Below are 11,860 nucleotides of genomic sequence, written 5' to 3'. Positions count from 1 at the left end.
CCAGCGCCGGCCGACGCCGACGCCGACGCCGGCTGAGCCGCCGGCCGGCCGGACCGTCAACCGGCCGGCGCGAGGCCGAGCAGGCCGCCGACCATCGGCCACACCTCGTGGCCGCCGCGCCAGATCATCTCGGCCGCGACATACAGGATCACCACCAGGCCCACATAGGCGATCCAGCGGTGCCGCTGCAGCAGCGACGCGATGTAGTTCGCCGCGATCCCCATCAGCGCGATCGACAGGCCGAGCCCGAAGATCAGCACCCAGGGATGCTCGCGCGCCGCGCCCGCCACGGCCAGCACGTTGTCGAGCGACATCGAGATGTCGGCGACGACGATCTGCCAGGCCGCCTGGGCGAACGTCTTCCGGCGCGCGCCCACGGCCGTGACCGAGCCGTCGGCGTTCACCCGCACGTCGTCGATGTCGTCGCTGTCGCCGCCGGCGATGACGTGCTGCGCCTGCAGCTCGCGCCACATCTTCCAGCACACCCACAGGAGCAGCAGGCCGCCGGCGAGCAGCAGGCCGACGATCTGGAGGAGCTGCGTCGTCGCCGCCGCGAAGCCGATGCGCAGGATCGTCGCCGCGCCGATGCCGAGCAGGATCGCGCGGGCACGCTGATCTTTCGGCAGGCCGGCGGCCGCGAGGCCGATCACGATGGCGTTGTCGCCGGCCAGCACGAGGTCGATCATCACGACCTGGGCCAAGGCCGTCAGTGCGCTGCTGGTGAAGATGTCGTTGGTCAGTGTCTCCCACACGGGGTCGGTCTCCTGCTGCTGCGGCGCCGGACGAAGGCGCCGGGTTTCACGCGGGAGCGGACCACGGGGACCCTCGACGCAGAGCTGCGCCGCGGCGAAACGCATTCACCGCGGCGAAACGCTACGCCGTTGGACGAGACGACATGCACCGGGCCACTCCCAGGGACTTCCAGTCCGACATCGCAGCAGGACGCTGCCAGAGGGGCCCGGACCGGCCGGGACGCATCCCGCGAAGGACGCGCCCAACGATTTAGATCGACGTGTTACGGGGCCATCGCCACCAGGGTGTGACCAAACGCCGTCACCACGTGCTCGGCCTCGCTCAGCATGGCGGCCGAGAAGCCGAGCAGTCCCAGCACGCCGGCGACATCCCAGCTCGTAACGTCGCCGCGGCGCGGCTCGTTCCGCACCGTCGCGACGAGCGCGAAGACGGCGGCGGCGGCGAGCGCCACGAGGCTCAGGACCGGCAGCGCGAGGTCGCTCGGAAGCAGGCGGGCGGCGAGCACCAGCAGCAGCACCGCGGCGAGCGAGACCACGCCGAACATGTGCGGGCCGGAGACCGGGGGCCGATCGGCACCACGGTCGAGGGACGGATGGAGAAGCGACATCGGGCGCTCCCTGGGATCACGACGCTTGGAGACGGCACGGCGCCGATCCGATCCGGAGCGGCACCGCCGTCCCTCGTGAAGATATGGAGCAGCTCGGCGCCCGAAAATCCGCATCGCCGGGGGCGTAGATCTACGGGGCGAGGCGGCCGAGCCGGATCGCCTGGCGGACCAGCACGGCGACGCTCTCGGCCTCCATCTTGTCCATGATCTCGGCCCGGTAGCTCTCGACGGTGCGCACGCTGATGGCGAGCTTCGCCGCGATCGCGTGGCTGGTGTAGCCCTCCACCACGAGATCGAAGATCTCGATCTGGCGCGGGGTCAGCCGGGCGAAGCGCGCTGCCAGCGTGTCGGAGGAGCGCTGGGCCGCGAACTCCTCCACGGTGCGGGCGAGCGCGCGGTTGATGGCGGCGACCAGCGCCGCGTCGTCGACCGGCTTCTCGATGAAGTCGTCGGCGCCGGCCTTGATGGCGGCCACCGCCATGGCGACGTCGGCATGGCCCGAGATCAGCACCACGGGCAACCGCACGCCGCGGCGCGCCAGCTCGCGCACCAGCGCGATGCCGTCGGTGCCGGGCATGCGCACGTCGGCGACGACGACGCCGATGCGGCCGCGGTCCGGCGCGCCCAGGAACTCGTCCGCCGAGGCGAAGGTCTCGATCGCGAAGCCGAACACGCTCAGCAGCTCGCCCAGCGAATGGCGGACCGACTCCTGGTCGTCGATCAGAAAGACCGTGGTGGCACGCGTCATGGCGAGGCGGATCCCGAAGCAGGCAGGAGGACGCGGAACTCGGTCGCGCCCGGCGCCCGCGAGGCGAGCGCGATGCGGCCGCCGTGCTGCTCGACGATGGAGGCGCAGATCGCCAGGCCGAGGCCGAGCCCGTCCTCCTTGGAGGTGGTGAGCGGCTCGAACAGCGTCCCGGCGAGCCCGTCCGGCACGCCGGGGCCGTTGTCGGCGACCAGAATCTCGACGCCCGGCGGATCGTGCGACCAGCGCGCCGAGAGACGGACCCGCCCGTCCGGCACGCCCGCCGCCGCCACCGCCTCGACGGCGTTGCGCACCAGGTTCAGCGCGACCTGCTGGATCTGGACGCGGTCGCCGATGACGGACGGCAATCCGGGCGGCGCCTCGGCGGTCAGCACGACGGCGTTGGCCGAGGCGTCGGCGCGCGCGATGGCGACGACGTCGTCGAGCAGCGGGCCGACGGCGATCGGCTCGCGTACCGGCGCGCCGCGGCGCAGGACGTCGCGCGTCCGCCGGATCACGCCGGCCGCGTGGTCGATCTGGACGATGGCGGTGGCGAGATTCGCGTCGGCGCGGGCGAGGTCGCCGCCCGGCGTCTGCACGATGTGGCGGGCCGCACGGGCCAGCGCACGCGCCGCCGTCATCGGCTGGTTGATCTCGTGCGCCAGCGCCGAGGCCATGCCGCTGACCAGGTGGAAGCGCCCGGCCTGCGCGGCCTCGGCCTCCTTGGCCTTGGCGCGCGCCTCGGCGGCGCGGGCGAACCGCTCGGCGGTGCGCCGCTCGCTCACCACCACGCCGACGACGAGGCCGGTCGCGGTGAGCACCAGCATCAGCGCCTGATATTCGGTGAAGGCCCGCATGTCGTGGCCGTGCAGGTGCAGCAGCGCGACGAGGCCGAGCTGCACGGCGGCGAGCGCCAGGCAGGCGCCGTCGAGCCCGTGCCGCACCGCCGCCGTGACGACCGGCAGCGCGAGCAGATGAAAATACTTGAAGCCCTCCGGCCCCGGCGTCGCGGTGACGAGCCACAGGCAGGCGCCGATCACGACCGCATGGGCGGCGGCCTCCGCTACGAGGGCCGGCGCGAAGCCGCGCTCGCCGCTGCGCCACGCGGCCGCCAGCCGCAGCACCAGAGGCGTGATCACGGCGATGCCGATCACGTCGCCGACCAGCAGCGGCACGGTGGCGGCGAGCACGTCGCGGCTGCCGAGATCGCCGAAGGCGATCAGGAGCGTCGTGAGCAGCACGGCGACCAGGCAGGCCCCGGCGAATCCGGCGGCGAGCAGCATCAGCACGTCGCGCAGCCGCGACAGCGTCACGTCGAGCCGCAGCCCGCGCAGCGCCAGAAGGCCGGCCGCGGCGTAGCAGGCCGTCTCGATCGCCGCGACGGCGAGCACCAACGGCCAGGACAGCGCCGTGTCGACGACCAGGATCTCGGCCAGCACGATGCCGGCGAACAGCACCGCGGCGGCGCGCGGGCCGTGCAGCACGATCAGCGCGAACACCACGCCGAGGCCGGGATTCCACGGCGTCGCCGGCAGGCCCTTCACCTCGTGGATGAAGCCGAGCCATTCGAGCGCGACATAGACGGCGAGCGCGGCGAGGCCGGCCGGCACGGCGCGAAACACCGCGGCCGCGCGGGACGACGCCTCGTTCGGCGCGGGCTGGAGAGACGCAGTCATGCCGGGCGCACCATGGCGCAGGTGCGCGGCGGCGCAAGGCGGCGCGCCGCCGCACGGGGCGGCCGCGCCGGCGGAGGGGCCGACGGCGTCAGCCGACCACGTCAGCCGACCACCAGCAGCCGGTCGGTATCGGACACGTCGGACAGCAGCTCGCAGCCGGTCTCGGTGACCAGCACCATGTCCTTGTTCTGCATGCCGAAGCCGAAGCCGGTCTCGTAGATCAGCGGCTCGATGCCGAGCACCATGCCGGCCTCCAGCGGCTGGTCGGCGGTCGGCCCGAGATAGGGGTCCTCGTGCAGATGCAGGCCGATGCCGTGGCCGATGAAGGAGATGCGCGGCAGCTTCAGCGCCTCGGTCATGGCGAGATAGCGCTCGTAGATCGCGCGGCTCGACGCGCCGGGCCGGATCGCCTCCAGCAGCATGTGCTTGCAGGCGGTGAGGTTGGCCCAGATGCGCTCCGCCTCGGGCGGCGCCGCGCCGATCGCCGCGGTGCGGCAGACGCCGGCGTGATAGCCGTCGATCATGGGGAAGATCTCGACCCGGCAGACGTCGCCGTGCTTCAGCACCCGCCCGGTCGGGCCGACATTCGGGAACACGCTGCGCTCGCCGGTGGCGACGATCATCAGCTTGAAGTATTCGGCGCCCTGCTCGTACACGCCGCGGGTGAGCGCGGCGGCGAGATCCATCTCGGTCTTGCCGGCCGAGACGGCATGGAACGACTCGGTGATGGCCCGGTCGGCGATGCGCGAGAGCTTGCGCAGCACGTCGATCTCGCCCGGCGTCTTGAGCTGCCGCAGGCGGGCCAGCAGCGCCTGGGCCGGCGCGAAGGTGGCTCCGGGAAGCCGCTCGGACAGGTCGGAAAAATCGGCCGCCGGCAGGTAATCCAGTTCCAGCCCGATGCGGGCGTCGGCGAGGCCGTGCGTCGTCAAGGCCTCGGCCAGCACCGCCATGGCGTCGAACGAGAACTCCTTCCACACCGCGATCTCGGTGCCGGGCGCCTTCGCCCGGATGGTGCTCGCCTCCATGTCGACGACGACGAGCGACACGGCGCCGTCCGCCGTGACGATCGCCATCGCGTGCCGCCAGCGCATCAGCGGCTGGGTCGGCGAGACGAAGCCCGTCACATAGGCGAAGTTTTCCGGCGAGCACGAGCAGATGGCGTCGAGGCCGGCCGCCTTCATGGCGGCGACCTGGCGGGCGATCACGTCCTGGCGCATCGAGGATCCTGGCGGTCGGGGATGAGGCTGGGGCGGGCGTTCGGAAGGCAGGCGACGCAGCGACGGCTGGCAAGAATCAGGCCGAAGCGGCGCCGTCGAGCAGGCCGAGCTCGCGCAGGATGCTCTCGGCCTCGCCCATCGCATGATTGCCCGCCGGCACGCCGCAATACAATGTCGCCTGCAGGATGATCTCCTTGATCTCCTCGACCGTGAGGCCGCCGGCGAGGCCGGCCCGGACGTGCAGCTTGAACTCCTCCCAGCGGCCGAGCGCGATCATGGTCGACAGCACCATGCAGCGCCGCGTCTTGTGGTCGAGCCCCGGCCGGGTCCAGATCTCGCCCCACACGATGCGGGTGATCATCTCCTGGAACTCGGTGTTGAAGCCGTTGCGCTTGGCGAGCGAGCGATCCACCCAGGCATCGCCCAGCACGGATCGGCGCGCGGCCAGGCCCTCGTCGTAACGGTCGTCGGCGGTCATGGGGGTCCTCCGCGCCTGCTCATTGGTCATGGCCGGGCTCGTCCCGGCCATCCACGGTCTTGTTTCAGGAGGCGTACAAGACGTGGATGCCCGCGACAAGCGCGGGCATGACGGGGTGGGGCGGTGCCGCCGTCACTCGTCGGGAAACAACACGGAGGCGTAGTCGCGGGCGCCGTGCAGGACATGCAGAACCTGAACCCGATCGGCGTCCAACCGATAGAAGATCAGGTAGCTCCCGCAAACCCGGCGCCGAACGCCGCGCTCCTCCCAGTCGGGCAGCAGCGGAAATGCCCGCGGGGTCGCCCCCAGTTGCCGGCAGCGGTCGTACAGCTCGCTCACCAGCGTTTCCGCCCGTGTGGGATCGTCACGCGCGACGGCACGACCGATCTCGATTAGATCCGAAAACGCCGCCTCGGTGACGACGACCTTCATTCGTCGTAAGTCTGATCAGGCAGGCCCAATTCGGCGCGGAGCGTCTTGAAAGCTTCCTCGAGCGGCATGGTGCGGCCCGCCTCGGCGTCGGCGATGCCCCGGGACAGCGCCGCATCGAGCGCCTGCAGCTTGGCGGCACGGTCGCGCTCCTTCATGTAGCGCTCGCGCACCAGATCGCGAACATATTCGCTGCTCGACGCGAAGGCGCCGCGCCGTACCTCGTCGCGGACGAACTGCTCCAGCTCGGCCGTGAGCGTCAGGGTCATCTGTCCGGCGGGCTTCATCGACGATCTCCTTGCATCTCGCAGTGTAATATAGTGCATCACACTGCGACGATCCAGGGCCGCCCGATTCGAGCCGCTCTACTCCGCCGCGGCCTGCCGCGCGGCGACGCCGCGGGCTTTCACCACCACCTTGATGGCGCCGTCGAGCTTGTCCTTGGCGGTGCGCAGCGCCGCCGGCAGGTCGTCGAGCGCGAAGGTGTGGGTGTGCAGCGGGCCAGGATCGAACTTCTTGTCGCGCAGCAGCGCGCAGGCGCGGTGGACGGCACGCTTGCCTTCGCCGCGGATGCCGAACAGGGCGATGTTGTCGCGCACCAGCCGGCCGACATCGACCTGGGTCGCCTCGGCCGGGAAGGCGGCGAGGCAGACGCGGCCGCCGCGGCTCGCCATCGCGACGGCCTGGCCGATCGCCACCGGCGCGCCGGAGCACTCCACCACGTAGTCGGCCCCGTGCGGGCCGACGATCTCCTTCACGGCGGCGACGGCGTCGCGGTCGCGCACGTCGATCACGTGGTCGGCCCCGAGCCCCCTGGCGATGGCGAGGCGCTGCGGCGACAGGCCGGTGACGACCACGGGTGAGGCGCCGAGCGCCTTGCCGACCGCGGCGACGAACAGGCCGATCGGCCCCTCGCCGATCACCACCAGGCTCTCGCCGGCGATCAGCCCGCCGATCTCGGTGAGCGCGTACATGGCCGTGCCGGCCGTCACCACCAGCGTGCCGAGCTCGTCGGAGATGTCGTCCGAGAGCTTCGCCATCGTGTTCACGTGGTTGACCTGGTACTCGCAGAACCCGCCGTCGGTGGTGAAGCCGTTGGCGCGGTGGCCCTTGGCGCGATTGCCGTAGTTGAGGCACGACGTGTAGAGGCCGGCCCGGCAGCGCCGGCACTGGCCGCAGCCGGCATGGATTTCCACCGCAACGCGGTCGCCGATGGCAAACTCGTCGACGGCGGGGCCGAGCGCCACCACGGTGCCCATGTATTCGTGGCCCGGCGTCCACTCCTTGTGGAATGGTTTTTCCCCGTCGACGATGGCGGGCCAGCCGTACCAGATGTTGTCGATGTCGCTCGGGCAGATGGCGACGGCGTCGATGCGCAGCAGGACCTCGGCGCGCTGCGGCACCGGCACGGGCTTGTGGGTGAGCCGCACCTCGCCGGGGCCGTCCAGCACCCACGCCTTCATGCGGTCCGGAATCGGAAAATCTCGACTCGTGGTCACGCCGTCCGGGGTCCCCATGCGGCCCTCCTGAACCCGTGTTGCGCCTTTGCATGCATAGCCGAACCGCCGGGCCGGCACGATCCGCGTCGTCGCCCGGTCAGGCCTGCGGGCGGAGCGGAGCCGGCGACCGGCGCACCGGCCGCTTTTCCGCCCCGGCCCGGCATGGCATCCTGCCGCCATGCCGGTCGCCACCGCCCCGATTCTCCCGATCGACGGACGCCAGTCGCCGGTGGCGCTCGGCGTCGCCCGCGGCACCCAGCGGCTGCTCCTGTCGCTCGGCTTCGCCTGCGTCTGCGAGCTGCCGCTCGCCTCCGGCCGGCGGGCCGACCTGGTGGCGCTGGGCGGCGAGGGCACGGTGTGGATCGTCGAGATCAAGTCCTCGGTGGAGGACTTTCGCGCCGACCACAAATGGCCGGACTACCGGCTGCATTGCGACCGGCTGTTCTTCGCCACCGCGCCGCACGTGCCGGCCGAGATCTTCCCCGAGGAGGCCGGCCTGATCGTCGCCGACGCGTTCGGCGCGGCGCTGCTGCGCGATGCGCCGGAGCACCGGCTGCACGCCGCCACCCGCAAGAGCATGACGCTCGCCTTCGGCCGCGCCGCGGCGCTGCGCCTGCAGGCGCTGGCCGATCCGCACGGCCGCTTTTCGGACGGCTGAGGGGCGGCCGCTGCGGCGCTGCCGGCCGCCGCTCCAAGATGCGCCCGGCACGACCGCGCCGGCGGCCGAAATATCACGCCTGCGGGGTCGGCGTCGTCGGCGAGCTCGGAATCTCGGCCGGCCCGGACGGCGGCACGCCGAGCGGCGTGTCCGGCTGCGGGCTTTCGGCCGGCCCGCCGGGCGGAATGCCGAGCGGCTCCGCCGGCGAGCCCTCGCCCGGCTGCGGCGGCCGCGCCGGCGCCGGATTCGGATCGGCCGGCGTCGGATAAGGCTGGTTCGGAAGCGGAATGGCCATCGTTGCGGATCCTCTGTCGAGGACAAGCCGTGAGGCGGCACCGCGTTCCGATACCGGATGTCGCGGTCGCGCCGGATGCCCCTTCGCTGTCCGGGCTGCGCTCGCGACACGCGCTCCGCATCAGGTCAGCACCCGAACTCCGCCCGGAGCAGCGATGACGGCCTCGAGCCGAACCCTGACTCCCGTTCTGACGACGATGCGTTCGTCCGCCATGTGCGGCCGGAGGGCGATCGCGATCTGATCGCCCCGCGGGTGCTCGACGATCAGGCGCTCGATCCGGCAGCCGTGATCGGCCATGCCGTCGGACGGATGCGGCCCCGGGGGCCACTCGATCAGTGTCGGAAACGCGCCGTCGAACGGCATGGATCCATCCTCCGGCACGCCGATGAGCCAGGACAGATCGCCGCGCGACACCCGCACGGCCGGACCTGCCGCGCCGTCAACCGAAGCCAGCGCATCTTCGAGTCCGGGCGTCCGGGCGACCCAGGTGAGCAGCCGCGGAGACGCCGCCAAGCCGGCACGCAGGCCGTCGTCGTCGAGCCCGAACCAGCGGGCCCGTCGCGGCCGGGCTTCCGGATCAGGAGCGATGATCTCGAGGAAGACGCCGGGGCCCAGGCGCAGCAGATGGTTGTGCGTTCCCATGGAAGGATGCGCACCGCCGCGCGGAATGGGAACGCCGAGCGCTTTCTCGGCGTACGCGACTCCGCTTTCGATATCCACGGCGGCGACCGTGATATGGTCGAAGACGAGCATGGTGCGGCAGAGGTCCCGAGGTTGGTGGGCCGAGAGAAAGGTCCGGCGCCGCAGCCCGACCCGGACTACGGGAGGTGCGGAGCAATCAGATGTGCGGCGGTGGGTTACGCGCTGGCGCGCTAACACCACCCTACGGGCCGCGGGCTACTCGGCGGCGTCGGCGCTCCCTGCGCGCGGCAGCGGCGCGTCCTGCCAGGCGCCGGGCGCCAAAACCGCGCGGGCGGACAGGGTCTCGATGCTTAGGATCCGCCCCTGCGAATCGACGTCGCAGATAAACGGCCCGTTCTCCTCCTGCCGCGCGATCTTTCCGCGGCCGACCCGCAGATAGACCGCGTCCGCCTCGGGATCATACGTCGTGTCGCTCATGGCTTTCGCCTCGCGGCCCGGTCGAGCATCACACGAGCTGGGCCGGACGGCTTCGACTGGACCCGATCGCCCTCCACGACGAGATGTATGCGGTAGGTTTGCTCTGGCCGATCGCAGGGCGGAGTAGACGCGCACAACCTAGAGCCGTAAATATCACGCATCCAGCGTCGTGACCACTCTCAGGTTTCGGGGTTTTTATATGCAACGGACCAACGCACCCCGGTCCTTGCTCATCGATCACTCGGCGATTCTTGGAATAAAGTGCTGCCATGAGAGATAGAAGCGTCTTTGTCAGCGTTGGAAGCACAGCTACTGCGGAGCAAGCATCGTAGCCCGCATGAAGCGGCAGCGGAATGCGGGAGCAGCCGTCGAAGAGACCCGGATTGCGCTGCGCTCCATCCGGGCTACGGCTACGTCAGCGCTCTACTCCTCAGCCCTCACACATCCACCTTCAGCGCCGCAATGAACGCCTCCTGCGGGATGTCGACCTTGCCGAACTGGCGCATGCGTTTCTTGCCCTCTTTCTGCTTGTCGAGGAGCTTGCGCTTGCGGGTGATGTCGCCGCCGTAGCACTTGGCCGTCACGTCCTTGCGGAAGGCGCGCACCGTCTCGCGGGCGATGATCTTGCCGCCGATGGCGGCCTGGATCGGCACCACGAACATGTGCGGGGGGATCAGCTCCTTCAGCTTCTCGCACATGGCGCGGCCGCGGCCTTCGGCGCGCGTGCGGTGGACCAGCATGGAGAGCGCGTCGACCGGGTCGGCATTGACCAGGATCTGCATCTTTACCAGGTCGGCGGCGCGGTAGTCGGTGAGGTGATAGTCGAACGAGGCGTAGCCCTTCGACACGGACTTCAGCCGGTCGTAGAAGTCGAACACCACCTCGTTGAGCGGCAGCTCGTACTTCACCATGGCGCGGTTGCCCACATAGGTGAGCTCGGTCTGGACGCCCCGGCGGTCCTGGCACAGCTTCAGCACGCTGCCCAGATACTCGTCCGGCGTCAGGATGGTGGCCTGGATCCACGGCTCGTGAATCTCGCGCACCTTCACCGGATCCGGCATGTCGACCGGATTGTGGATCTCGATCTCGCTGCCGTCGGTCAGCGTGATCTTGTAGATCACGCTCGGCGCGGTGGCGATGAGATCCAGGTTGAACTCGCGCTCCAGCCGCTCCTGGATGATCTCGAGGTGGAGGAGCCCGAGGAAGCCGCAGCGGAAGCCGAAGCCGAGCGCCGCCGAGGTCTCCATCTCGAACGTGAAGCTCGCGTCGTTGAGCCGCAGCTTGCCCATCGCGGCGCGCAGATCCTCGAACTGCGCGGCGTCCACGGGGAACAGGCCGCAGAAGACGACCGGGATGGCCGGGCGAAATCCGGGCAGCGCGTGCTCGGTCGGCTTGCGGTAGTCCGTGATGGTGTCGCCGACGCGGGTGTCGGCGACGTCCTTGATCGAGGCGGTGATGAAGCCGATCTCGCCCGGGCCCAAAGAGGCCTTCTCGACCATCTTGGGCGTGAACACGCCGACGCGGTCGACCTCGTAGTCGGCGTCGGCGCGCATCATGCGGATGCGCTGGTCCTTCCTGATCTCGCCGTCGACCACCCGCATCAGCACCACGACGCCCAGATAGGCGTCGTACCAGCTGTCGACCAACAGCGCCTTGAGGGGCGCGTCGGGGTCGCCCTTGGGCGCCGGCAGGCGGGTGACGATCGCCTCCAAGACGTCCGGGATGCCGATGCCGGTCTTGGCCGAGATCTGCAGCGCGTCGGAGGCGTCGAGGCCGATCACGTCCTCGATCTGCTGCTTCACCTTGTCGGGCTCGGCGGCCGGCAGGTCGACCTTGTTGAGGACCGGCACGACCTCGTGGTTGTTGTCGAGCGCCTGGTAGACGTTGGCCAGCGTCTGCGCCTCGACCCCCTGGCTGGCGTCGACGACCAGCAGCGAGCCCTCGCAGGCGGCGAGCGACCGGTTGACCTCGTAGGCGAAGTCGACGTGCCCGGGGGTGTCGATCAGGTTGAGGACGTAGTCCTTGCCGTCCTTGGCCCGGTAGGCGAGCCGCACCGTCTGGGCCTTGATGGTGATGCCGCGCTCGCGCTCGATGTCCATCGAGTCGAGCACCTGCTCGCGCCCCTGCATCTCGCGCTCGGACATCGCCCCGGTGAGCTGGATCAGCCGGTCGGCCAGCGTCGATTTGCCGTGGTCGATATGGGCCACGATCGAGAAGTTGCGGATGCCGTCGATGGTCTGGGTGGTCATGCGCGGGGGATATCATCCGCCCCGCGGGGCGGCAAGGCGAGGCGGAAGGGGGCGTGTATGAGCCGCAGGCGATTCCGCGGGCACCCACACCCTCCCCTGGAGGGGGAGGGTCGAACGCCGAAGGCGTTCGGGGTG

General features: G+C 70.5%; 14 protein-coding genes. 1 reads left to right on the top strand and 13 read right to left on the bottom strand.

Going from position 1 to position 11,860, the window contains the following annotated elements:
* Window positions 1–56: 56 nt before the first annotated feature.
* From CH341_RS21665 to CH341_RS21625, 9 genes are all read right to left on the bottom strand, one after another.
* Entirely contained in the window at window positions 57–686 is a 630-nt protein-coding gene (locus CH341_RS21665) for a TerC family protein (RefSeq protein ID WP_245431180.1), read from the bottom strand.
* Window positions 687–1,015: 329 nt separating this feature from the next.
* Window positions 1,016–1,360, bottom strand: a complete 345-nt coding sequence (locus CH341_RS21660; protein ID WP_111421060.1) for a hypothetical protein — start codon at window positions 1,358–1,360, stop codon at window positions 1,016–1,018.
* Between the two features lie 130 nt (window positions 1,361–1,490).
* Window positions 1,491–2,108, bottom strand: a complete 618-nt coding sequence (locus CH341_RS21655) for a response regulator transcription factor (RefSeq protein ID WP_111421059.1) — start codon at window positions 2,106–2,108, stop codon at window positions 1,491–1,493.
* Window positions 2,105–3,781, bottom strand: coding sequence for an ATP-binding protein (locus CH341_RS21650; RefSeq protein ID WP_111421058.1), 1,677 nt, complete (start codon window positions 3,779–3,781; stop codon window positions 2,105–2,107). Before CH341_RS21650 ends, CH341_RS21655 begins: the two co-directional genes overlap by 4 nt.
* Before the next feature lie 101 nt (window positions 3,782–3,882).
* Window positions 3,883–4,998: a M24 family metallopeptidase gene (locus CH341_RS21645; protein WP_111421057.1), complete on the bottom strand. Its 1,116-nt coding sequence runs from the start codon at window positions 4,996–4,998 to the stop codon at window positions 3,883–3,885.
* Window positions 4,999–5,074: 76 nt separating this feature from the next.
* A complete protein-coding gene (locus tag CH341_RS21640) occupies window positions 5,075–5,476 on the bottom strand; it encodes a carboxymuconolactone decarboxylase family protein (RefSeq protein WP_111421056.1) in 402 nt (133 codons plus the stop codon).
* A 132-nt stretch (window positions 5,477–5,608) separates the two neighbouring features.
* Window positions 5,609–5,908 carry a type II toxin-antitoxin system RelE/ParE family toxin gene (locus tag CH341_RS21635; RefSeq protein WP_111421055.1) on the bottom strand — a complete coding sequence of 100 codons (300 nt, stop codon included), beginning with the start codon at window positions 5,906–5,908 and terminating at the stop codon, window positions 5,609–5,611.
* Window positions 5,905–6,192 (bottom strand): type II toxin-antitoxin system ParD family antitoxin, encoded by a 288-nt coding sequence (locus CH341_RS21630; protein WP_111421054.1) that lies wholly within the window; start codon window positions 6,190–6,192, stop codon window positions 5,905–5,907. The genes CH341_RS21635 and CH341_RS21630 overlap by 4 nt, the downstream gene beginning before the upstream one ends.
* 78 nt (window positions 6,193–6,270) lie before the next feature.
* The gene (locus CH341_RS21625; RefSeq protein WP_111421053.1) at window positions 6,271–7,422 is read right to left on the bottom strand and encodes a zinc-dependent alcohol dehydrogenase; all 1,152 of its coding nucleotides are present in this window, start codon (window positions 7,420–7,422) and stop codon (window positions 6,271–6,273) included.
* 160 nt (window positions 7,423–7,582) lie between these two features.
* Here CH341_RS21625 and CH341_RS21620 point away from each other — a divergent pair, with 160 nt between their 5' ends.
* Window positions 7,583–8,062, top strand: a complete 480-nt coding sequence (locus CH341_RS21620) for an MmcB family DNA repair protein (RefSeq protein ID WP_111421052.1) — start codon at window positions 7,583–7,585, stop codon at window positions 8,060–8,062.
* A gap of 73 nt (window positions 8,063–8,135) precedes the next feature.
* On the opposite strand, the gene CH341_RS21615 is transcribed toward CH341_RS21620, so the two are convergent.
* From CH341_RS21615 to lepA, 4 genes are all read right to left on the bottom strand, one after another.
* Window positions 8,136–8,357, bottom strand: a complete 222-nt coding sequence (locus tag CH341_RS21615) for a hypothetical protein (protein WP_111421051.1) — start codon at window positions 8,355–8,357, stop codon at window positions 8,136–8,138.
* Between the two features lie 120 nt (window positions 8,358–8,477).
* Entirely contained in the window at window positions 8,478–9,110 is a 633-nt protein-coding gene (locus CH341_RS21610) for a VOC family protein (RefSeq protein ID WP_111421050.1), read from the bottom strand.
* A gap of 144 nt (window positions 9,111–9,254) precedes the next feature.
* Window positions 9,255–9,476 (bottom strand): DUF2283 domain-containing protein, encoded by a 222-nt coding sequence (locus tag CH341_RS21605; RefSeq protein ID WP_111421049.1) that lies wholly within the window; start codon window positions 9,474–9,476, stop codon window positions 9,255–9,257.
* A 437-nt stretch (window positions 9,477–9,913) separates the two neighbouring features.
* Window positions 9,914–11,725 carry a translation elongation factor 4 gene (lepA, locus tag CH341_RS21600; RefSeq protein WP_111421048.1) on the bottom strand — a complete coding sequence of 604 codons (1,812 nt, stop codon included), beginning with the start codon at window positions 11,723–11,725 and terminating at the stop codon, window positions 9,914–9,916.
* Window positions 11,726–11,860: the final 135 nt, after the last annotated feature.

Source organism: Rhodoplanes roseus, assembly GCF_003258865.1.
In the GTDB taxonomy this organism is placed as follows: Bacteria; Pseudomonadota; Alphaproteobacteria; order Rhizobiales; family Xanthobacteraceae; genus Rhodoplanes; species Rhodoplanes roseus.
The sequence above is the reverse complement of the archived record's forward strand: the minus strand, read 5'-3'. Positions and strand labels throughout refer to the sequence as shown.

What these genes read in the sequence shown, in the direction of transcription:
- CH341_RS21630 (WP_111421054.1), bottom strand. Translation starts at nt 6,192, where the DNA reads ATGAAGCCCGCCGGACAGATGACCCTGACGCTCACGGCCGAGCTGGAG.
- CH341_RS21660 (WP_111421060.1), bottom strand. Translation starts at nt 1,360, where the DNA reads ATGTCGCTTCTCCATCCGTCCCTCGACCGTGGTGCCGATCGGCCCCCG.
- CH341_RS21635 (WP_111421055.1), bottom strand. Translation starts at nt 5,908, where the DNA reads ATGAAGGTCGTCGTCACCGAGGCGGCGTTTTCGGATCTAATCGAGATC.
- CH341_RS21655 (WP_111421059.1), bottom strand. Translation starts at nt 2,108, where the DNA reads ATGACGCGTGCCACCACGGTCTTTCTGATCGACGACCAGGAGTCGGTC.
- CH341_RS21640 (WP_111421056.1), bottom strand. Translation starts at nt 5,476, where the DNA reads ATGACCGCCGACGACCGTTACGACGAGGGCCTGGCCGCGCGCCGATCC.
- lepA (WP_111421048.1), bottom strand. Translation starts at nt 11,725, where the DNA reads ATGACCACCCAGACCATCGACGGCATCCGCAACTTCTCGATCGTGGCC.
- CH341_RS21615 (WP_111421051.1), bottom strand. Translation starts at nt 8,357, where the DNA reads ATGGCCATTCCGCTTCCGAACCAGCCTTATCCGACGCCGGCCGATCCG.
- CH341_RS21625 (WP_111421053.1), bottom strand. Translation starts at nt 7,422, where the DNA reads ATGGGGACCCCGGACGGCGTGACCACGAGTCGAGATTTTCCGATTCCG.
- CH341_RS21650 (WP_111421058.1), bottom strand. Translation starts at nt 3,781, where the DNA reads ATGACTGCGTCTCTCCAGCCCGCGCCGAACGAGGCGTCGTCCCGCGCG.
- CH341_RS21610 (WP_111421050.1), bottom strand. Translation starts at nt 9,110, where the DNA reads ATGCTCGTCTTCGACCATATCACGGTCGCCGCCGTGGATATCGAAAGC.
- CH341_RS21645 (WP_111421057.1), bottom strand. Translation starts at nt 4,998, where the DNA reads ATGCGCCAGGACGTGATCGCCCGCCAGGTCGCCGCCATGAAGGCGGCC.
- CH341_RS21605 (WP_111421049.1), bottom strand. Translation starts at nt 9,476, where the DNA reads ATGAGCGACACGACGTATGATCCCGAGGCGGACGCGGTCTATCTGCGG.
- CH341_RS21620 (WP_111421052.1), top strand. Translation starts at nt 7,583, where the DNA reads ATGCCGGTCGCCACCGCCCCGATTCTCCCGATCGACGGACGCCAGTCG.
- CH341_RS21665 (WP_245431180.1), bottom strand. Translation starts at nt 686, where the DNA reads ATGATCGACCTCGTGCTGGCCGGCGACAACGCCATCGTGATCGGCCTC.